Origin of the sequence: Labrenzia sp. THAF35, from assembly GCF_009363595.1 — a bacterium.
Lineage (GTDB): Bacteria > Pseudomonadota > Alphaproteobacteria > Rhizobiales > Stappiaceae > Roseibium > Roseibium algicola.
Map to the genome: position 1 here is coordinate 2,759,706 of NZ_CP045380.1, position 19,456 is coordinate 2,779,161.

Below are 19,456 nucleotides of genomic sequence, written 5' to 3' on the forward strand. Positions count from 1 at the left end.
GAACGGCAGCTCCGGGCCGAAATCGCAAGCGAAGGCGGTACAGGTGAATGACTGCTTCGCTCGGATCAACCGTCACGAACAAACCGTCTCCAGTCGGTCCCTCCCAGGACGTTTGTAGTTCCTGATGGGAAATGGGTTTTGATCAATTCGGTGGTTTTGAAACCAAGCCATTGGCTGCGATGAGTGGACACAAGTAGCTGAGAAATTGCTATTGCGCTTTTGCTGGCCGCGAGCAGAGTAAGTCTGTGATCATGTTGCGATCTCGATACGGGGATTACATAGCGGTTCAATCCATGACACAGGGAATAGAACATTCCGGACTAATGGGTGACACGTTCCGTGCTTCACGAGGTGTTAGTGCCGTGGCAAAGGTTCGATCAACTAGCCGACTCGAGATGTTGTTTGTTTCAATTTCAACTGTAGAAATAGAGGCTTAGGGAATTTAATCTATGGCAAGCTTTTTGGGGGTCGTTAAAGCATTTCTTGTTCTGGGAATACTACTCGGTTTTACATCAACAGGGATTGGGGCGGAAAACAAGAGCGTTTCAATCAGACCAATAAGTGCATCGGGTCATATTGAGGATGAACACGTTCAAAGCTTTATGAAGTCTGTAATACAAGTATATTTGCTCTACGGAGATTACTCGACTGAACTCGATGGGACTCCCAATTTTCTTTTTCTCTCGGGCCCGGATTTTTTGATAGACGGAGCTATTAATCTTGAAAAGGCTCAAGATTTTTTGCCTGGAATGACGCGAGAGGAGGCGGAATATTTTAGGGGTAAGTCTGACAGCTGTTTGGTAATAAGCCTTCCTCTGAAGGAATTTGATGTTGTTTTGGGTGTGAACGACACTGCAAAATCTTCTGAAGACATGAATTTTCGTTGCGTATTGGACGCTGTATCCTTCTTTCTGGATGTAGACAGCCATAAAACCATCGACGGTGACAGCGTTCGAGAATATTTTCGAAACCTGATCAACGCATTGAACGCGCGTTACTCAGAAAAGGCGCTGTGACCACAGTCCACGTAAAATTTGGAATAGTCTTTGAGAAAATTTGGTAGCGGAGGAGGGACTCGAACCCCCGACACGCGGATTATGATTCCGCTGCTCTAACCGGCTGAGCTACTCCGCCATCCCGTGCGATCCGGGCCTGGGTGGCCCGCGCGACGTGGGGTGCTTATAGTGAGGCGGCGGGCGGGCGTCAAGCGTTGAATTGGCGTCCGGCCGCAAAGTTTTTTGTCTGGCCTCAGGCCGCGGAAACCGGGGCTTTGACCTGTGGAAAATCGATCGCCCAGTCGCCCGTGCGTTCGGTCTTGTGGATCCAGCCACCGCCCAGAACACGGGCTGTTTCGTCGTCCGTATCAAAGAAGACGCAGGCCTGGCCCGGGGCGACGCCGGTTTCGCCGTTGGCAAGATCCACGAACGCCTTGCCGTTCAGGATGCGCAAGGTGGCAGGTGCCGGCGGACGGGTGGAGCGGACCTTGGCGAACAGCTCGATCTCGTCGCCTTCGTCCAGCGGCTGATCGCCGATCCAGTTCATTTCGCGCAGCAGGATGGTGCGGGTCGCCAGTGCCTCGCGCGGGCCGACGACGACACGGCGTTCGTCCGGGTCGAGGCGCACCACATAGAGCGGGTCCCCCGTGGCAACACCAAGGCCGCGGCGCTGGCCGATGGTGTAGTGGATGATGCCGTCATGCTCACCCAGCACGCGGCCGTCCATATGGACGATCTCGCCCGGTTCGGCCGCATTGGGGCGCAGCTTGCGGATGACCTCGGCATAATCGCCGTTGGGCACGAAGCAGATATCCTGGCTGTCCGGCTTGTTGGCGACGGTCAGGCCGAATTCGGCTGCAAGTTCACGCACCTTCGACTTGGGCATGCCGCCAAGCGGAAAGCGGATGAAATCGAGCTGGTCCTGCGTGGTGGCGAACAGGAAATAGCTCTGGTCGCGGTCAAGATCGGCCGGGCGGAAAAGCGCGCGCTTGTTGCCCTGCTGGGCGGAGCGGACATAGTGGCCGGTCGCCAGTGCATCGGCGCCAAGATCCTTCGCGGTCTTCAGGAGATCGGTGAACTTGACCGTCTGGTTGCAGGAGACGCAAGGGATCGGGGTTTCGCCGGCGATGTAGCTGTCGGCGAAACGGTCCATGACCTGTTCCTTGAACCGGCTTTCATAATCCAGCACGTAATGGGGAATGCCGATGGTTTCGGCCGCGCGGCGGGCATCATGAATGTCGACGCCCGCGCAACAGGACTTTGCCTTGCTGACGGCGGCGCCGTGATCATAAAGCTGCAGGGTGACGCCGATGACGTCGTAGCCTTCGGCCTTCATCAGGGCGGCCACGACCGAGCTGTCGACCCCGCCGGACATGGCGACGACAACGCGAGTGTCTTCCGGGCGGCCGGGCAGATCCAGACTGTTTCGCATCCAGTGTACTTCCAGAAGTTTTTGGCCGATCGCGCAGGCGGGGCGGTTGTCCGTCCCGAGCCTTCCACGCCCTGCCGGGCGGGCGGCGATCAAGGGCCCTATTCAAAGTTGGCGGCACTATACAGATAAGGAGAGCGGCTGCCAATTGCTTCCCCCGCATGGCAGGCACGCTTTGCCGGACCGGCAAAGCTTGCCGCCCGAAACCCGAGAGAGTTTCGCTTCGTCTATGAAAAAGATGAGTAAAATCAAGGGGTCTGGCTGAATTCAACGTTTGGCCCGATGTTTGCTTTCTATTCCGGTGACGAAATATGCCCGCCGGTGCGGGCCGGGATCTGGGGGCAAGCGTGCTGCCATTTGGACTGACAACGGATGTTTCTGCCGGGGCGCTGGCAGCGGGTGCGGGCAGCGCACTTGCTGGCGGGCAGGCTTCTGCAGGTGCGGCTGCTTCCTCTGTTGGGGGTAAGGCAAACGGATTTGCCGACGAGCTGAGCTCGATCTCGGGGCAGGGCGCCGCGAAGGGCGCAGGGCAAGACAAGGGTCAGGTCAGTGCCGTGGTTTCCGCCAAGGCCGGCCGGGCGGCCGATCCGGTGAAGTCGGGGGCGGTTGCCGCGCAGATCCAGACCTCCGTGGTGACAGGCGAACTTGCACCCGCCGTTGCGGTGGATCCGACGGTCCCGGTTACCGATCCTCTTCTTTCCGGCGATATCGTGGCCGGCACTCCGCCGCTCAACGCGGGGCAACCCGGTGATACGGATCAGGGTCTGCTTCCCTCTGAAGGAGATAAGGCAGCGCAAACCGCCGACGTTGCCCTGGTTGCAGAATTTGCGCCGGTCGCTCCTGTTGCACCTGTTGTTCCGGCTCCTGCTGGCGAAGGCGCGGCTATCACGCCTGCCTCTGTCGATGCGGGCGTGCCCGGTGCAGCTCTTTCGGGAAGCGCAGGTCTTGCAGGCAACGTTCCAGCGGTGCCTTCAGCTGGTGCCGCAAACGGGGCTGCGCCTGTTCCTGCAGCAGATGCCGGAGCTGGTGTGGGTTCCGGAGGTTCTGCACCGGCTACGGCACCGAACTTTGCCGGCGCGTTGAACGGTGTTGAGGCAGGTGCTGTGCAGCCTGAAAGAGCCGGACAGACAACACCTGCTAAAGCGGCGGAGGCGCAGGCGGCAGTTGCCCGGCCAGCGCCTGTCACGACAGAGCGCCGCTGGCAGAGCGAACTGCCGAAAGAATTCCGGGCGTCGGTAACGCCCGCCGCTCAGCCAGCCGGCCAGCAGCCGGCCGTGACGTTGCCTGTCCAGGCAAGCGTGCAGGCCGGCGCGGTGGTTGGCGGTCAGGCGCCGGGGCAGGCGGCTGGTGAAGCGCCTGGTTTCCAGGTTGCCGCGGCAACGCCTGCCGGAACTGTTGCTGCGTCTGTCTCGGCAGTCGCCAAGGCTGCTGCGGCATCTGAAGGCACGCAGGTTCCTGCAGTGCCTGCCGCACCCGTGGTGGATGGCGAGACGTCAGCCCAGCCGGTAACGGCGAACACGCAAACGGGTGATGCGAGCGCACAGGCCGGAACCGCGATGAGCGCGGCCACCACGCAGGTCGCGGCCGCCGTGAATGCGGGTGCCGTTCCTGTCCAACAGCCGGTTCAGGCAACGCCGCAGCCGGTGTCGTCCGAACAGTTGCTGGCTGGTGAGCCTGTTGCCGAGGAAGGTACGGGTCTCGTCAAGCCGGTCACGGGTGAAGCTTCCGGTCCGCAGGGGTCAGGCAATACGCAAGATGCTGCTGCCGGACCTGCTGCCAAGGGTGCGGAGCAAACGGGACCTGAGCCGCGCGGTGCGGCCCTGGCTGGTCCTGTCGCTGCTGCGGCGCTGTCGAATATTGCGGCTGACGAAGCGGATATGCCTGCTGAATTGCAGCACACCAGCATTTCCGGCGAGTTCGGTGCGGCAACGGTACGCGGCGGCGATCTGGCAGGGGCAATGCGGACCGAGAGCCTGCAGGCGCCCAGCCAGAGCCAGTCCGGCCAGGTGGCTACCCAGGTGGCCGCCGAGATTGCGCGCAATCTGAAGGATGGTCAGACCCGTTTCCAGATGCGTTTCGACCCGCCGGAGCTCGGCCGGGTCGAGGTTGAGATGAAGGTTTCTCACGACGGCAAGGTCCAGGCCCATCTGCGTGTCGACCGGCCGGAGACGCTGGACATGTTCCTGCGTGATCAGCGCGGCCTGGAGCGCGCGCTGGAAGCGGCAGGGCTCAACCCGGATTCAGACAACCTGCAATTCTCCCTGAGACAGGACGGCGGCCAGCAGTTCGGCTCCGAACAGGGAGGGGATGGACATCAGCCGGCCTCGAATGGTGGCGGAGGCACGGTTTCCGCGGAAGCCGATCCGATGCTTGAAGACATTGTCAGAATGACCATCGCGGAACAGCGCGGCGGCCTGGACATGAAAGTGTAACGGGGCGAGTTGCTGCCTCAGGAGTGAAAAAATGACAACCGTTTCTCCAACTTCCTCTGCATCGTCGCAGACCGGCTCGGCAACCAGCCAGGCCGGCCTCATCGCCGATTACGAACTGTTCCTGAGCATCCTGACGACGCAGATCCAGAACCAGGATCCGCTGGATCCGCTGGACTCGGCCGAATACACCAATCAGCTGGTTCAGTATTCGAGCGTCGAGCAGGCCATCAAGCAGAACCAGAACCTTGAAGAAATCATTGCCTCGCTGACGAGCAACCAGAGCATGAGTTACGTCAGCTATATCGGCAATGAAGTGACTGCTGATGCTTCCACGACGACCCTGTCGGGCAGTCAGGCCAGCTGGAGCTATAATGTGGCGGAAGATGCGACTGGCACCTTCGAGATCCGCAACACCAGCGGTTCCATCGTCTATAGCGGTGACATCGAGCTGGCAGCAGGCGACGGCACCTTTTACTGGAACGGGCAGACTGATTCCGGCCAGCAGGCCGTGAACGGGCTCTACACCATCTCCTTCGATGTGAAGGACGCCTCCAGCCGGCCGGAAACCGTCAAGACGACCGTATCGGGCATCGTCGACAGCGTGGACTGGTCCAGCGGCGAAGCGGTGCTGAAGGTTGGCAGCCAGGAGTTTCCGGTCAGTTCCGTGGTGTCGGTCGCCCGACCGTCCTGATCAGCCACACATTCACATTTTTTGAAAACCGCTCCGGATACCTCCGGGGCGGTTTTTCGCGTTTTCTCGATGTTTCAAGGGGCTGAGGGTAATCCGCGGGACATTTGCCGGCACAAAAAACAAGAATGAAGTGTGGCCGGAGGAGGGATGCAATTTTCAGGTTAATCGAATTGCCTTGCAAATTGCACGGTCAGGTAAATATGGTTAACGATTTCATATAATACTATTTAGAATTGGACCCTTTATCTTTGCGAAATCCTAAATATCATTCACTAAATTTAGATTTTATAGTTAATAAAAACACAATTTTGCTTTAGGCGTTTGTTAAGCGTCATCTTGTAGTCTCAAATCAGCCTTGGTCATGGTTAGTGTGAGAGTACAATGACCGAACACATTCGTTCGCGTGTAAAATATGTCATCGGACCGGACGGGAGCCCGCTTACCATTGCGGACCTGCCTCCGACTTCGACAAAGCGGTGGGTCATCCGCCGCAAGGCAGAGGTGGTTGCCGCAGTTCGCGGTGGCTTGTTGTCCCTTGAAGAAGCGTGCCAGAGATACACTCTGACAGTTGAGGAGTTCCTCTCCTGGCAAAGCTCGATTGAAAAGCACGGTCTTGCCGGGCTTCGAGCGACCCGGGTTCAGCAATATCGAAATTGACCCGGAACACGGTTTCTGCAATGCGCCGGTGGGGCGCAATCAAAAGGTCGGCACTGCCGGCCTTTTTATTTGTCTTGCTGTCCGTACGGAACTTATCCAAAAATTAATGAGGTAGGCAGTTTTTCCCCACCTCAGTTGCAGTTTGCATTAATCGAAATGGCGGAAACCCGCCGATCCGCCCCTATTGGAAAGGTTTTGTTAACCACTTGTTAACCACCTGGGCGGCAAATTTTGCCCATCGAAGGTGTGGCGTGCCCAGCCGACTCCAATAATAACGGCAGGGGCATGTTTCAAATGCGGGCGGGCATTCGTGAACGGACTTGTAGAATTCATCAGAACCTTGGGGGCGGCACGCATTGCTGCAATGGGGGCAGTTGCCGCCATCCTCGTCGGCGTCTTTGCCTTCATCATCTTTCGGGTGACGGCACCCCAGATGACGACACTCTACAATGAGTTGACCCTTGAGGATTCCGCATCGATCGTTTCCCAGCTGGAAAGCCAGGGCGTGCAATTTGAGATCGCCCGTCAGGGTGCCTCGATTCTCGTTCCGAACGAGCAGGTCGCCCGCCTGCGCATGCAGCTTGCCGCTGAAGGCCTGCCGACCGGCGGCTCTATCGGCTACGAGATCTTCGACCGTTCAGACACTCTTGGCGCCACCAGCTTCGTTCAGAACATCAATCACCTGCGCGCCATGGAAGGCGAGCTGTCACGCACGATCGGCTCCCTCGACCGCATCCGCGCCGCCCGTGTTCACCTGGTTATCCCGGAGCGCCAGCTGTTCCAGAGAGACCGTCGTCCGCCGTCAGCGTCGATCGTGCTGAACGTTCGTGGTGCTCTCGGCCCGGGCGAAATCCGCGCGGTCCAGCATCTGGTTGCCACCGCGGTTGACGGACTTGAGCCGGACCGTGTCTCGATTGTCGACGAAAGCGGCCGTCTGCTGGCTTCCGGCGCGGGCAACGACGAAGACGGCCTGATGACGAATTCGCTGCAGGAGCGGACTGTCGAGGTCGAAGGCCGGCTGCGCAACCAGATCGAGGAAATTCTGAACTCCGTCGTCGGCCCTGGACGGGCACGGGTTCGCGTCAACGCGGAAGTCGACTATAATCGCCTGACGGAGACCACCGAGACCTTCGACCCGGACGGGCAGGTGGTGCGTTCGACCCAGTCCAAGGAAGAAGCTTCTTCCGCCGTGTCCCGGAACGGGCAGGTTACTGTTGCCAACCAGCTTCCGAACGCCGATGCTGGTCAGGGGCAGGCAGAGCGCGACACATCGTCCATTACCGAGGAAATCGTCAACTACGAGATTTCCCACTCGACCCGGACCGAAGTTGTCGAAGCTGGCAAGATCAAGCGTCTGTCCGTTGCGGTGCTGGTTGACGGCACCTACCAGCCGGACGGCAATGGCGGCAGCACCTATACACCGCGCGCCCAGGAAACCCTGGACCGGATCGCTGTTCTGGTGCGCTCCGCAGTCGGTTTCGATGCCGAGCGGGGCGACGTTGTGGAAGTCGTGAACCTGCAGTTCGCCCTGCCGCCGCAGGATGACCTGCTGGCTGAAAGTGACAGCCTGTTCGATTTCACCCGCAACGACATCATTCGTTTTGCCGAGCTGGGTGTTCTGTTCCTGATTGCCGTGATGCTGCTGCTCTTCGTGGTTCGCCCGCTGCTGCGCCGCATCGTGACACCGGAAGAAAAGCAACCTCAGGAGCTGATGATCGGTCCGGATGGGACGCTGGTAGTGGAGACGGAAGTGCCACAGGAAGAATCGGCTGAAGACGAATTCGTGATCGAATGGCTGGAACAGGCCAAGCAGGAAGGAGCCATGCAGGCAAGCTCGATTGCCAAGGTAGGCGACATGATCAAGGACCATCCGACCGAAGCGGTGACCATCGTTCGCGGTTGGCTGGATGAACAGGCGGCCTGACGGTGAGCGATCAACTCCAGAAACAGCTGCAGGTCAGCGCGGACGAAGAAGAGCGCGAGCTGAAGGGAGCGGAACGGGCAGCCGTTCTGCTTCTCGCGCTTGGCGAGTCCCATGGCGCGCCGATCTGGGCAAAGCTTGACGAGATCGAGGTGCGCCAGGTTTCGGCCGCGATGGCCAACCTCGGTCCGGTCACGCCGAACATGCTGGAGAACCTGTTCAAGGATTTCGTGCGCCGCGTCAGTTCCAAGGGATCGCTGACAGGGAACGTCGATGCGACCGAGCGGCTGCTGGCCAGCTTTCTGCCGGGCGAGAAGGTCTCCATCATCATGGAGGAAATCCGCGGTCCGGCCGGGCGTAACATGTGGGAGAAGCTCTCCAACGTGCAGGAGAACGTTCTCGCCAACTATCTGAAGAACGAATATCCGCAGACGGTCGCGGTGGTGCTGTCGAAGATCAATTCCGACCACGCGGCACGGGTGCTGGGCATTCTGCCGGAGGAGCTGGCGCTGGAAGTGGTCAGCCGCATGCTGCGCATGGATGCCGTCCAGAAGGAAGTTCTGGAGAAGGTGGAGCAGACGCTGCGCGTGGAATTCATGTCGAACCTCACCAACACCTCGCGGCGCGACAGCCACGAGATGATGGCGGAGATCTTCAACAATTTCGATCGGCAGACCGAAGCCCGCTTCCTGGCAGCCCTGGAAGAGGACAACCGCGAAGCTGCCGACCGCATCAAGACCCTGATGTTCACCTTCGACGATCTGTTGAAGCTGGACGCAGCCAGTGCACAGACACTGCTCAGGCACGTCGAAAAGGACGCCCTGGCCATTGCGCTCAAGGGCTCCACGGATACGGCAAGGGAATTCTTCTTCGGCAACATGTCGTCGCGTGCCGCAAAACTTCTGCAGGACGACATGGATGCGCTCGGACCCGTGCGGTTGCGTGATGTGGACGAAGCGCAGACCGGCATGGTGAACAAGGCCAAGGACCTGGCAGCCAAGGGCGAGATCATGATCTCCAAGTCCAAGGGCGAGGATGAAATTATCTACTGATGCGGCAAACGGCAGGCACTTACAGCAGAATGGGACGCATGACCAACCCATCGAAATTTCTGTTCAACGTCGACTTTTCCGAGCCTGAAGAGCCGGAAGAGGTCGCTCCCGTCGAGCCGGAGATACCGATGATTCCGGTCGCCCAGCATGAGGAATTGCTGAAGAAGGCAAGGGCCCAGGCTTTCGAGGAAGGCCGGGTGAAGGCGCTTCAGGACCTGCAGACCAAGCAGGAGACGTTGCTTACGGCGGAAGTCAATCATCTGGCCGGGGCGGTTTCGCGCGTGCTGGAGACCCTGGACGGGCAGGTGGCGGAACGCGAGAAAGATGCCATCAGTCTCGCTTTTCTTGTGGCCAGGCGTCTGTGTGCCCATCTGATCGCACGCCAGCCGCTGGCCGAGACGGTGGCTTTGGTGTCAGAATGCCTGGGACCGCTGCGCAAGGCGCCGCATCTCGTCATCCGTATCGCCGAGAAGGATGTCGAGGCGCTGAAGGCCCAGGTGGATCCGATCATTCACGAAAAGGGCTTCGAAGGACGGCTGGTCATCCTCGGCGAGCCGGAAATCGGCCGCGGCGATTGCCATATCGAGTGGGCCGACGGCGGTATCAGACGCGACCGCAAGGCGATCGAAGCCGAAATCGATGCCAGCATTCGTTCCTACCTGCGAGGGCGCAGCGCGGAAAGACGAGGCAAAACCTCCGACACGTCGGCGGAAAAGGAAACTGACGCATGAGCGACGAGCAAGATCACAATATCCCGCTCGACGAGCTCGAGGCGCCGCAGCGCCGGCTCGACGATGGCGAAATGCATGTGCCGCAGTCCGCGGCTGACCTTGAGGCCGTGTTCGATGTTCCTGTGCGCATTTCCGCCGTTCTGGGGCATTCCAGAATGCATGTCTCGGACCTGTTGAAACTGGCATCCGGAACGGTTCTGGAACTCGACCGGAAGGTGGGGGAAGCCATCGATATCTACGTGAACGACCGGCTGGTCGCCCGAGGTGAAGTCGTCCTGGTGGAAGACAAGCTCGGCGTGACCATGACTGAAATCATCAAGACGGATCGATAGGGAAAGTAACGGATGCGGCTGTTAATTGTCGGAACGCTCGGCGGTCAGCTGACGACGGCTTCCAAGATCGCGATGCAGGGCGGGGCCCAGGTCACCCATGCGGACGATATCGAAGGTGCCTTGAGGGTGCTTCGGTCCGGGCGCGGAGCGGACCTCCTGATGGTCGAGGTTCATCTCGACATTGCCGGGCTGATCCAGAAACTCCAGAACGAACGCGTGCATGTGCCGGTGGTGGCCTGCGGCGTGGAAACGGATGCACAGGCCGCTGTGTCTGCCATTCGGGCAGGCGCGAAGGAATATATCCCGCTGCCGCCCGATCCGGAGCTGATCGCAGCCGTTCTGGCGGCAGTTGCCCAGGAACGCGGTGACCTGATCTATCGGGACGATGCCATGGCATCGGTGGTCAAGCTTGCCGAACAGGTCGCACCATCTGATGCCTCGGTGCTGATCACCGGTGAATCCGGCACGGGTAAGGAAGTCATTGCCCGCCATGTGCACAAATGCTCGAACCGGGCCTCGAAGCCGTTTATCTCGATCAACTGCGCGGCCATTCCCGAACATCTTCTGGAATCCGAACTCTTCGGCCACGAGAAGGGCGCTTTCACCGGCGCTGTTGCCCGTCGGATCGGCAAGTTCGAGGAAGCCGATGGCGGCACGCTGCTGCTTGATGAAATTTCGGAAATGGACGTTCGCCTGCAGGCCAAGCTCCTGCGCGCCATCCAGGAGCGAGTGATCGACCGCGTCGGCGGCACACGCCCGGTTCCGGTCAATATCCGCATCCTGGCAACGTCCAACCGGGATCTTGCCGAAAGCGTGCGTCAGGGCCATTTCCGCGAAGATCTTCTGTTCCGCCTCAATGTTGTGAACCTGAAGCTGCCGGCTCTTCGCGAGCGGCCGGCGGACATCATGGAACTCGCCCTGTTCTTCATCAAGCACTACTCGGAAGCCAATGGTGTTCCGGTTCGGCCACTGTCCGTCGAGGCCCGTCAGGCACTGATGTCCAATCCGTGGCCGGGTAACGTGCGCGAACTGGAAAACACCATGCACCGCGCGGTGCTGCTGGCTTCGGGAGGTGAAATCGGCGTCGAGGCGATCCGCATGCCGGACGGCACGCCGCTAAGCGTCTCCAAGGGTGCTGCGGAGCGGGCGGCACAGACGGCCGAAGCCGTGACGCGATCCTTCGTCGGACGCACGGTTGCCGATGTCGAGCGTGATCTCATTCTCGACACGCTGGATCATTGCCTGGGCAACCGGACACATGCTGCAAAAATTCTGGGTATTTCAATCCGGACGCTGCGCAACAAGCTGAATCAATATACCGATGAAGGAATAAGCGTTCCGGGACCGGGCGAAGCCCGGGCCTGATCGCACCGGCAGGAACCATAACGAAGGCCACGTCCGTTGATTGACCCGGGCGGCGGTTACAGGAAACCAGACCACAAATGTCGGACACGGCAGCAGGCGAACAGCGCAGACCGGAAGGCCCCGCAGCGGAGCAGCAGACGGCTGCGCCCGCCGCGGCCACCGGTCTTGCAGGCTTCCCCGTCCTTCAGGAGATTGTAGATACCCTTCGCCGGGGTGACGTCGGTCTGGCGACCGGCATTCTCGTCATCCTGACGCTCCTGATCCTGCCGATGCCGCCGATGATGCTGGATACGTTCCTGGCGGTCTCCATCATCTTTTCCGTCATGATCCTCATGACGGGCCTGTTCATCCAGCGGCCGCTGGAATTCTCGTCCTTCCCGACAGTGCTGCTGATTGCGACCATGCTGCGGCTGGGTCTCAATATTTCCTCCACCCGGCTTATCCTGGCAAACGGGCATGAAGGCACTGCGGCGGCGGGCAACGTCATCCAGTCCTTCGGCAATCTCGTCATGGGCGGGAACTTCGTCATCGGGATCATCGTCTTCGCGATCCTGGTGATCGTGAACTTCGTCGTCATCACCAAGGGTTCCGGCCGTATCGCGGAAGTCGCGGCACGCTTTACCCTGGATGCCATGCCGGGCAAGCAGATGGCGATCGATGCGGATCTGTCCGCAGGCCTCATCGACGAAGCCGAAGCCAAGTCTCGCCGCAAGGCGCTCGAGGACGAAAGCGCCTTCTTCGGGGCCATGGACGGTGCGTCCAAATTCGTGCGCGGCGACGCCATTGCCGGCCTTCTGATCACCTTCATCAACATTCTCGGCGGCATCTTCATCGGTGTTGCACAGATGGAGCTGACCTTTACCGAGGCCGCCAACAACTACACGCTGCTGACCATCGGCGATGGCCTTGTCTCCCAGATTCCGGCACTGATCGTTTCCACGGCAGCCGGCCTTCTTGTTTCCAAGGCAGGTGTGCATGGCGCTGCCGACAAGGCGCTGACCAGCCAGTTCACCGGCTATCCGAAGGCGCTCGGCATGTCGGCCGCGGTTATGGTGATCCTGGCGCTGCTTCCGGGCATGCCCATGGTCCCGTTCTTCGGTCTTGCAGGTCTTGCCGGTTACCTGGCCTTTTCCGTCGGGTCGAAGAAGAAGAAGGCCGCGGCAAAGGCCGAGATGGTCAAGGCCGTGGAAGCTGCGCCGAAGCCGCCGCCAGAGCCGCCGATTACCGACGCCCTGAAGATGGACGAACTGCGGATCGAGCTCGGGTATGCCCTGTTGCCGCTGATCAATGGCAAGGCAACGGGCGACAACGATGTTCTGACCGAGCAGATCAAGGCATTGCGCCGCCAGATCGCGGGCGACATGGGCGTGATCATGCCGCCGGTGCGCATCCTCGACAACATTCAGCTTGGCGCGAACGATTACGTCATCAAGGTGAAGGAAGTCGAAGCCGGCCGCGGCGTGCTTTACCCGAACCACTTCATGGTCATGGATCCGGCAGGTGGGCAGGTCAAGCTGCCGGGCACGCACACCACGGAACCGACGTTCGGCTTGCCGGCAACCTGGGTGGAGGCCCAGTACCGCGAGGATGCGTCCCTGCGCGGCTACACCGTGGTGGATCCGGCAACCGTTCTGTCCACACATCTGACCGAGACGATCAAGGCGAACATCAGCGAACTCCTGACCTATGGCGACGTGCAGAAGCTGCTCAAGGAGCTGAAGGGCGAGCAGGCCAAGCTGGTCGAGGACCTGATCCCGTCGCAGATCACCGTGTCCGGTGTCCAGCGCGTGCTGCAGACCCTCCTGGGCGAGCGGATTTCGGTTCGCGACCTTGGAACCATTCTGGAAGGCGTGTCCGAAGCAACCGGCATGACCCGCAACACGGACACCATTGCCGAGCACGTGCGCACCCGTCTTGGCAGGCAGATCTGCGCCGCCAATCTGGCGCCCGGCGGCTATCTGCCGCTCATCGCGCTATCGCCGCAATGGGAGCAGGCTTTCCTGGAATCCATCATCGGCGAGGGGGACGACCGCCAGCTTGCGATGCAACCCAGCAAGCTGCAGGAATTCGTCGGCAGGGTCCGCGATGCGTTTGAGCAGGCTGCGCAGCAGGGCGAGGTTCCCGTGTTGCTGACATCCCCGCAGACCAGGCCGTTCGTTCGCTCCATCGTCGAGCGTTTCCGTGCCCATACGACGATCATGAGCCAGGCGGAAGTTCACCCGCGGATCAAGCTCAAGACAATCGGTTCGATCTGAGGCGGGGCAATCATCAGTGCGTTCAACAAGGCTCTGTTGAACACCCGCTGATGTCATGCCCGGTGTGCTAGACGACCACGTTAATCCTGGCCATGGCGGCGGTTTGACTGGCGTATGTGCCCAGCCGGCCCTGGTTCTGCAGGACAAACAGCGAATTGGCCTGAGAGGCCTGCGTGTTGATCGATTGCATCACGTAAGCGAGGTTGTTCAGCTGGTCGATACGCTTTGCGGCTGTCTGGCGCCGCTTTGTCCAGGCCTTGTTGTAGTCGGCCAGGGACACCTTGCGACTGGAGCTGAAACGTTTGGAATAATCTCGTTGGAAGTAGTTGCCGACCTTAGCCATGCGATTGCCTTTTCAAAAGACTGAAACAGCATAGCTCCCGAAGGAATGAACAAGCTCTTAACGCGCGTTTCTGCAGAAAACGCTACGTAACTTTTTTCGAGAAAATATCATCTTCCCGGGCCTTTGCCCGGCGGTTCATCCGGGAAAATCTAGACGAGCACGTTGATGCGGGCCATCGCGGCGGTCTGGTTCGCATAACCACCCAGCCGGCCTTGGTTCTGCATGACAAACAACGTGTTCGTCTGAGCTGCCTGCGTATTGATGGTCGCGAAGGTGGATGCCAGGTTCCGAAGCTGCTGCATTTTCTGCGACGACGCCTGACGGCGCCCGTTCCAGGCCTTGTTGTAGTCAGACCAAGTCGACTGCCGCTTCGTGCTGAAAGTTTTGTGGTAGTCCCGCTGGACGTAGTTTCCGACCTTTGCCATGGCAGCTCCTTCCTGGAGATCTGGACAGACTGTGTGCGAAGATGGTTAACAGGCCCTTAAATCCGCGCAATGTGCACAGGGCGGCTTGGCGACAAACGTTCCAGCTGTTAAGCCCGGAAAAACACGCGAGATTCTGGAGTTTTCATGTCGACGCAAGCGCTTAACCTCGATGGCTACACGGATATTCCGGAGGGCAAGGTTGCCTTCGTGGTCACGTTCCTGGAAATGCTTCAGGCACCTGAACAGCCTCTCGCGCCATCACGCAGCGATGTGACATTGCAGCGGTGGCAGACGCCGGATCTCGACAGCTATCGAAAGCTTTTTCGGGAGGTTGGTGAAGACTGGATCTGGTTCGGCCGGCTGGTTCATGACGACAAGACGCTGGAGCAGCTGCTCGCCGAGCCTGCCCGCGAGAACTACCTGCCGATCATCGATGGCAAGCCGGTCGGTACGCTGGAGCTGGATTTTGCCAACCCGGAAGAGCCCGAACTTTCCTATTTCGGCCTGGTCCCCGGCGCGATCGGTGGCGGGCTTGGCCGCTGGCTGATGGCCCAGGCGCTGGACATCGTCTGGTCACGCCCGGAAACGAAACGGCTCTGGGTGCACACCTGCACCGGTGACAGCCCGCAGGCGCTGATCTTTTACCAGGCCTGCGGTTTCAAACCTTACAAGCGCGCTATCGAAGTTGCCAAAGACCCGCGTCTGCAAGGACTTCTCGGGCGCAAGCGCGCCCCGCATGTTCCTGTGATCGAGTGAGGACGCGCTTCAGTGCGATCTCGAAGGAATGGGGCTGCCTGCTCGCAAGCGCGCCCGTCTAGGCACTTGCCCGAACCCGCTCCGGAAAGGCATCTGCAATGGCCTTGCGGTTTGCCTCCAGCACGCCGCGCTCGGTGATGAGGCCGGTCACGAGACGGGCAGGGGTAACGTCGAAGGCCGGATTTCCGACAGGAGATCCGTCCGCAACGATGTCCACCGTCTCGATCTCGCCCGCTCTGGTGCGGCCGGTGATGCGGCTGACTTCTTCGCCGCCGCGTTCCTCGATCGGGATCTGCCGGATACCGTCCGACAGGGAAAAGTCGATGGTCGGTGACGGCAGCGCAACGTAGAAGGGCACACTGTTGTCCTTTGCTGCCAGTGCCTTCAGATAGGTGCCGATCTTGTTGCAGACATCACCAGTGGCCGTGGTGCGGTCCGTTCCGGTGATGACGATATCGACCTCGCCGTGCTGCATCAGGTGTCCGCCGGCATTGTCGACAATCACGGTGTGCGGGACACCATGCTGACCGAGCTCCCAGGCGGTCAGAAAAGCCCCCTGATTGCGCGGTCGGGTTTCGTCGACCCAGACATGAACGGGAATGCCGCCGTCATGCGACATGTAGATCGGCGCCGTCGCGGTGCCCCAGTCGACGGTGGCCAGCCAGCCGGCATTGCAATGGGTGAGGATGTTGACCGGCTCACCGGCGCGTTTCAGCCGCGAGATCGCGGCAATCAGCTCCATCCCGTGCATGCCGATGGCCATGTTGATGGCGATGTCCTCGTCGCAGATGTCATTGGCCAGCTTGAAGGCAGCTTCCTCGCGGATTTCAGGTGCCAGCCGGACCAGTGTCCGACGCGCCTTGTCGAGGGCCCATTGCAGGTTGACCGCTGTCGGCCGGGTTTCCAGCAGGGACGAGCAGGCAGCATGGAGATTGTCGTCTGAGGCGTCGGTCCGCATGGCCAGCGCGACACCGTAGGCGGCTGTTGCTCCAATCAAAGGCGCGCCGCGCACCTGCATGAACCGGATCGCATGGGCGGCGTCTTCCATTGTATGCAGGCGGATGGTCTCGAACGTGTGCGGAAATCTTGTCTGATCGATGATCTCGACCGAGCCGCCATCTTCCGCCAGCCAGATCGTGCGATATTTCTTGCCGTCCACGTTCATGAGCGAAACTCCGCAATCGCAATAGGTTTTTTGCATAACCCATGAACAGGCTTCAGGCCAGTCGCGCGTTACTGGCGTGACTGTCAAAAATACCTTAATCTCCGTTAACCATGTTTGGATCATTGCCAGTGGATAGCTCGCAGGTGGAGGCCATGCGGCTGTTTCACTCGCGATAGAGTCAGTTAAGACTTGATTCACCAACGGCAGTACAACGGAGTCACGTGTACCCCATGTCTGAAATGCAGGATAACGTTGTCCCACATACGCGCATGCGGTCCTTGCGCGATGCGATCCGGAAGGTTCAGCTTGGCGAAGTCGAACGTTCGGACGTGGTTGTTGAGCTTCAGGAGACCGAGCGTGCCCGGCTGGACATGCTTGCAGACGAACTCAAGGACGTTTTCAGGGAAATCCCGGAAGACGACGACCAGTTTTCCCTTCAGATCATCTCCGGTTCCACGCCACGGCTCTGGATCGATGCGACCAGCCACGTGGCCGTTGGTGGTGACAGGCGCACCTATCGGTTCCTGAAGGACACGCGCCTCGGCCGGGTGGTCATTCTGGAAACGGCCAACATCGACGACATGGCAGACTGCCTGACCGAATATATTGCCGAACGCGTGCTGGAGCGGGAAAAGGCGCTGGAAGGCGACTGGCTCAACAACCGGCTGCGGCAGGTCGCGCTCGACAGCAAGGTCGTGCGTGTCAAGGAAAGCCGTACACCGTGGATGGCGGTCGCCGGTGCCTTCGGGATCGGTCTTGCCGCGGGTGTCATCGGCCTCATCGTCTTTGCCTGGTTCGCCAACCCGCTCTAAGGCGGCTTTTGTGAAAGACGCCCAGCACTCTCCAGTCTCGATCCTGCTTACCGCAAGCCTGTGAGTGTCTTTCTGGGCAACTCGTCAGGCCTGCAGGAAGGGCCTCAGGGCCTGCCACCCGGAATGGCGACTTCTCGTTCCGTGAGCAGTTTCACCGGCTCGTCTGGCGCGGCAAAGCCATGCTCTTCCATTTGGCAGGACCAGCCCTCGTTTGTCTTTTCGATCCGGAACAGGTTGTAGCGCGCCGCCGGTTTCTTGCCGCCAGGCGCGCTTGTGGCAGATGGCACCCCAACCACCGGGACAAGCCCGTCCGGTCCCTCGATATGCTCGAAACTGTCGACATGGGTGTGGCCGTGCAGGATCAGCTCGGCACCGGCTCTCTTGACGACGGCGCGCACCCTGGAGGCGTCCGACAGGCGCTTGTGCCAACGGGTGGCATGGGGGAATGGCGGGTGATGCAGCATCACCACGCGGAAGAAACCGTCCCGGCCAAGGTCGTCCAGAATTGCCCGCAGACGCTTGCTCTGCTTGCTGCCGACACGGCCCGTTGCGAACCAGGGGCCGCTGGCACGACCGGTCGTCACGCCGACAAGGGCGATGCCGTCCCGCTTGCGAACATAGGGAAAGGTTGCTTCCGAGTTGGTGCCGTTTGACGGCACATTGCCTGCGCCATCGCCGCGCATGTAGGGCCACCATGCCGCACGAGCCCTGCGCACGGCTCCAGGCACATAGGCGTCGTGGTTGCCCGGAACGACGGAGACATCCTCCGGCGGGCCGATATCTTCAAGCCAGGTTCGCGCACCGGAAATTTCCAGGGGCAGCGCGATATTCACCAGGTCGCCGGTGACGGCAATATGGTCGGGCGCCTGCGCCTGCATGTCATCGACGAGTTGTTCGAGATAACTGCCGCCCATGATCCTCGACCGATTGCGGCGCCAGTTGAGGTAACCAAGGATCCGCTTGGAAAAGAGCTGCAGCAGCTTGGGGTCCGGAAGCGGGCCGAGATGGGGGTCGGAAAGATGAGCGAGCGTGAATGTGGACATGGTCGCGCATCTTCAAAACGAAAAGCGCCGCGTCAAGGGGAAATGACGCGGCGCTTTCAAGTGAGTTCAGGAACTGCCGGGAAACCGGTTACTTGACCGGTTTGACTGCCTTTGCGGCTTTCGGCGCTTTCTCGGTGTTATTGTCTGCGGAGCGCGTGGTTTCGCGCAGCGTCGCGCCAACAACATTCACGAATCCGAACATGGGTCTTCTCCGTACAGGTTCCTTCGACCGACCTTAGTTGGTCGGGAAAGTGGTCAGGGTTGCGACGATGCGCGGGTTGGTCAGGTCGATAGCCGGCTTCCACTGGTAATTGTTGCGGTTGCGGCGGCGTTTTCCAAACAGAGCGTTCAACATTTTATTTTTCCTTCAGGTTCGGGCGGTCAGAAGGGCTGCCCTCGAATTCATCAACTTGCCCGATATATATGCATGCGGTGCACAAAGGAGGAGCGTTATTCTCACGGGTCAGCCCTGCGGGGATTGCATGGGTTAAAAAAGTTTTATTTCCTCTCTGGATCCGGTAACGTCCTGAAAATGTTGAAGATATTATCAGTCTTGCCGAAGTCGGTGACCACACGCCTGATCCAGGGAATTGGACTTGTCCGAAACCCGTTCACGCTTGGGGTGCGCGTGATCGTTGAAGACCGGGACAGCCGGGTCCTTCTGGTGCGGCACAGTTATGTCACGGGCTGGTACCTGCCGGGTGGGGGCGTGGACAAGGGCGAGACGATGGAAGAGGCTGCCTGCCGGGAGGTTCTGGAAGAAGCAGGTGTCGTATCGGTAAGCCGCCCGCAGCTTCTCAATATCTTCCTGAACCAAGAAGCGACAGGCCGGGATCATGTCGGGCTTTATCACATGCCCGAGTGGAGACAGGCGGACACCTTCCTTCAGCCCAATGCGGAAATCGAGGAAGCGGCATTCTTTGAGCTGGAGGCTTTGCCGGAGGGGCTTACGCGGTCCACAGCCCGGCGGCTTGACGAGTTTCGCTCCGGCCGCGAACCGGAAAGCGGCAAGTGGTGAGGCTTGCCACCCCCAGGTCGGTCATGTCGTCTTC

Annotated in this window: 18 protein-coding genes and 1 tRNA gene; 13 read left to right on the forward strand and 6 right to left on the reverse strand. The window is 60.0% G+C overall.

Features of this window, described 5'->3' with window-relative positions; genetic code table 11:
* The first annotated feature begins 449 nt into the window (after window positions 1-449).
* Window positions 450-1,016 carry a hypothetical protein gene (locus FIU93_RS12520; protein ID WP_152505747.1) on the forward strand — a complete coding sequence of 189 codons (567 nt, stop codon included), beginning with the start codon at window positions 450-452 and terminating at the stop codon, window positions 1,014-1,016.
* Window positions 1,017-1,057: 41 nt separating this feature from the next.
* Here the strand turns inward: FIU93_RS12520 and FIU93_RS12525 are convergent.
* A tRNA-Met gene (locus FIU93_RS12525) sits at window positions 1,058-1,134 on the reverse strand.
* A 114-nt stretch (window positions 1,135-1,248) separates the two neighbouring features.
* Window positions 1,249-2,427 carry a tRNA 2-thiouridine(34) synthase MnmA gene (gene mnmA / locus FIU93_RS12530; RefSeq protein WP_152505748.1) on the reverse strand — a complete coding sequence of 393 codons (1,179 nt, stop codon included), beginning with the start codon at window positions 2,425-2,427 and terminating at the stop codon, window positions 1,249-1,251.
* Between the two features lie 308 nt (window positions 2,428-2,735).
* On the opposite strand from mnmA, the gene FIU93_RS12535 reads away from it, so the two are divergent.
* From FIU93_RS12535 to flhA, 9 genes are all read left to right on the forward strand, one after another.
* Window positions 2,736-4,856, forward strand: a complete 2,121-nt coding sequence (locus FIU93_RS12535; RefSeq protein WP_152505749.1) for a flagellar hook-length control protein FliK — start codon at window positions 2,736-2,738, stop codon at window positions 4,854-4,856.
* A 31-nt stretch (window positions 4,857-4,887) separates the two neighbouring features.
* Window positions 4,888-5,547, forward strand: a complete 660-nt coding sequence (locus tag FIU93_RS12540) for a flagellar hook capping FlgD N-terminal domain-containing protein (RefSeq protein ID WP_152505750.1) — start codon at window positions 4,888-4,890, stop codon at window positions 5,545-5,547.
* A gap of 381 nt (window positions 5,548-5,928) precedes the next feature.
* Entirely contained in the window at window positions 5,929-6,204 is a 276-nt protein-coding gene (locus FIU93_RS12545; RefSeq protein WP_022998157.1) for a DUF1153 domain-containing protein, read from the forward strand.
* A gap of 310 nt (window positions 6,205-6,514) precedes the next feature.
* Window positions 6,515-8,128 carry a flagellar basal-body MS-ring/collar protein FliF gene (gene fliF, locus FIU93_RS12550; RefSeq protein WP_031268276.1) on the forward strand — a complete coding sequence of 538 codons (1,614 nt, stop codon included), beginning with the start codon at window positions 6,515-6,517 and terminating at the stop codon, window positions 8,126-8,128.
* 2 nt (window positions 8,129-8,130) lie between these two features.
* Window positions 8,131-9,177 carry a flagellar motor switch protein FliG gene (gene fliG, locus FIU93_RS12555; protein WP_022998155.1) on the forward strand — a complete coding sequence of 349 codons (1,047 nt, stop codon included), beginning with the start codon at window positions 8,131-8,133 and terminating at the stop codon, window positions 9,175-9,177.
* Window positions 9,178-9,215: 38 nt separating this feature from the next.
* Entirely contained in the window at window positions 9,216-9,908 is a 693-nt protein-coding gene (locus FIU93_RS12560) for a FliH/SctL family protein (protein ID WP_208984228.1), read from the forward strand.
* Window positions 9,905-10,240, forward strand: coding sequence for a flagellar motor switch protein FliN (gene fliN / locus FIU93_RS12565; RefSeq protein WP_022998153.1), 336 nt, complete (start codon window positions 9,905-9,907; stop codon window positions 10,238-10,240). The genes FIU93_RS12560 and fliN overlap by 4 nt, the downstream gene beginning before the upstream one ends.
* Window positions 10,241-10,252: 12 nt before the next feature.
* Window positions 10,253-11,605 carry a sigma-54 dependent transcriptional regulator gene (locus FIU93_RS12570; RefSeq protein ID WP_055655957.1) on the forward strand — a complete coding sequence of 451 codons (1,353 nt, stop codon included), beginning with the start codon at window positions 10,253-10,255 and terminating at the stop codon, window positions 11,603-11,605.
* A 77-nt stretch (window positions 11,606-11,682) separates the two neighbouring features.
* Window positions 11,683-13,860 carry a flagellar biosynthesis protein FlhA gene (gene flhA, locus FIU93_RS12575; protein ID WP_022998151.1) on the forward strand — a complete coding sequence of 726 codons (2,178 nt, stop codon included), beginning with the start codon at window positions 11,683-11,685 and terminating at the stop codon, window positions 13,858-13,860.
* A gap of 67 nt (window positions 13,861-13,927) precedes the next feature.
* Here the strand turns inward: flhA and FIU93_RS12580 are convergent, their stop codons facing one another.
* Together FIU93_RS12580 and FIU93_RS12585 are read right to left on the reverse strand one after the other, a co-directional pair.
* Window positions 13,928-14,203, reverse strand: coding sequence for a hypothetical protein (locus tag FIU93_RS12580; RefSeq protein WP_022998150.1), 276 nt, complete (start codon window positions 14,201-14,203; stop codon window positions 13,928-13,930).
* A 149-nt stretch (window positions 14,204-14,352) separates the two neighbouring features.
* Window positions 14,353-14,628 (reverse strand): hypothetical protein, encoded by a 276-nt coding sequence (locus FIU93_RS12585; protein ID WP_062487580.1) that lies wholly within the window; start codon window positions 14,626-14,628, stop codon window positions 14,353-14,355.
* 144 nt (window positions 14,629-14,772) lie between these two features.
* Between FIU93_RS12585 and FIU93_RS12590 the strand changes: the two genes are divergently transcribed.
* Entirely contained in the window at window positions 14,773-15,384 is a 612-nt protein-coding gene (locus FIU93_RS12590) for a GNAT family N-acetyltransferase (protein WP_152505751.1), read from the forward strand.
* A 58-nt stretch (window positions 15,385-15,442) separates the two neighbouring features.
* Here the strand turns inward: FIU93_RS12590 and mtnA are convergent, their stop codons facing one another.
* A complete protein-coding gene (gene mtnA / locus FIU93_RS12595) occupies window positions 15,443-16,549 on the reverse strand; it encodes an S-methyl-5-thioribose-1-phosphate isomerase (RefSeq protein WP_152505752.1) in 1,107 nt (368 codons plus the stop codon).
* 230 nt (window positions 16,550-16,779) lie between these two features.
* Between mtnA and FIU93_RS12600 the strand changes: the two genes are divergently transcribed.
* Complete coding sequence (locus FIU93_RS12600) at window positions 16,780-17,361, forward strand: hypothetical protein (protein ID WP_023014621.1); 582 nt, start codon at window positions 16,780-16,782, stop codon at window positions 17,359-17,361.
* 104 nt (window positions 17,362-17,465) lie between these two features.
* Here FIU93_RS12600 and FIU93_RS12605 read toward each other — a convergent pair whose 3' ends face one another.
* On the reverse strand, window positions 17,466-18,404 hold the full coding sequence (locus FIU93_RS12605; protein WP_152505753.1) for a metallophosphoesterase: 939 nt from the start codon (window positions 18,402-18,404) through the stop codon (window positions 17,466-17,468).
* Between the two features lie 532 nt (window positions 18,405-18,936).
* Between FIU93_RS12605 and FIU93_RS12610 the strand changes: the two genes are divergently transcribed.
* Window positions 18,937-19,422, forward strand: a complete 486-nt coding sequence (locus tag FIU93_RS12610) for an NUDIX domain-containing protein (protein WP_055655950.1) — start codon at window positions 18,937-18,939, stop codon at window positions 19,420-19,422.
* Window positions 19,423-19,456 lie beyond the last annotated feature (34 nt).

Coding starts and splice junctions, on each gene's coding strand:
- FIU93_RS12520 (WP_152505747.1), top strand. CDS start 450: ATGGCAAGCTTTTTGGGGGTCGTTAAAGCATTTCTTGTTCTGGGAATA.
- mnmA (WP_152505748.1), bottom strand. CDS start 2,427: ATGCGAAACAGTCTGGATCTGCCCGGCCGCCCGGAAGACACTCGCGTT.
- FIU93_RS12535 (WP_152505749.1), top strand. CDS start 2,736: ATGCCCGCCGGTGCGGGCCGGGATCTGGGGGCAAGCGTGCTGCCATTT.
- FIU93_RS12540 (WP_152505750.1), top strand. CDS start 4,888: ATGACAACCGTTTCTCCAACTTCCTCTGCATCGTCGCAGACCGGCTCG.
- FIU93_RS12545 (WP_022998157.1), top strand. CDS start 5,929: ATGACCGAACACATTCGTTCGCGTGTAAAATATGTCATCGGACCGGAC.
- FIU93_RS12560 (WP_208984228.1), top strand. CDS start 9,216: ATGACCAACCCATCGAAATTTCTGTTCAACGTCGACTTTTCCGAGCCT.
- fliN (WP_022998153.1), top strand. CDS start 9,905: ATGAGCGACGAGCAAGATCACAATATCCCGCTCGACGAGCTCGAGGCG.
- FIU93_RS12570 (WP_055655957.1), top strand. CDS start 10,253: ATGCGGCTGTTAATTGTCGGAACGCTCGGCGGTCAGCTGACGACGGCT.
- flhA (WP_022998151.1), top strand. CDS start 11,683: ATGTCGGACACGGCAGCAGGCGAACAGCGCAGACCGGAAGGCCCCGCA.
- FIU93_RS12580 (WP_022998150.1), bottom strand. CDS start 14,203: ATGGCTAAGGTCGGCAACTACTTCCAACGAGATTATTCCAAACGTTTC.
- FIU93_RS12585 (WP_062487580.1), bottom strand. CDS start 14,628: ATGGCAAAGGTCGGAAACTACGTCCAGCGGGACTACCACAAAACTTTC.
- FIU93_RS12590 (WP_152505751.1), top strand. CDS start 14,773: ATGTCGACGCAAGCGCTTAACCTCGATGGCTACACGGATATTCCGGAG.
- mtnA (WP_152505752.1), bottom strand. CDS start 16,549: ATGAACGTGGACGGCAAGAAATATCGCACGATCTGGCTGGCGGAAGAT.
- FIU93_RS12600 (WP_023014621.1), top strand. CDS start 16,780: ATGTCTGAAATGCAGGATAACGTTGTCCCACATACGCGCATGCGGTCC.
- FIU93_RS12605 (WP_152505753.1), bottom strand. CDS start 18,404: ATGTCCACATTCACGCTCGCTCATCTTTCCGACCCCCATCTCGGCCCG.
- FIU93_RS12610 (WP_055655950.1), top strand. CDS start 18,937: ATGTTGAAGATATTATCAGTCTTGCCGAAGTCGGTGACCACACGCCTG.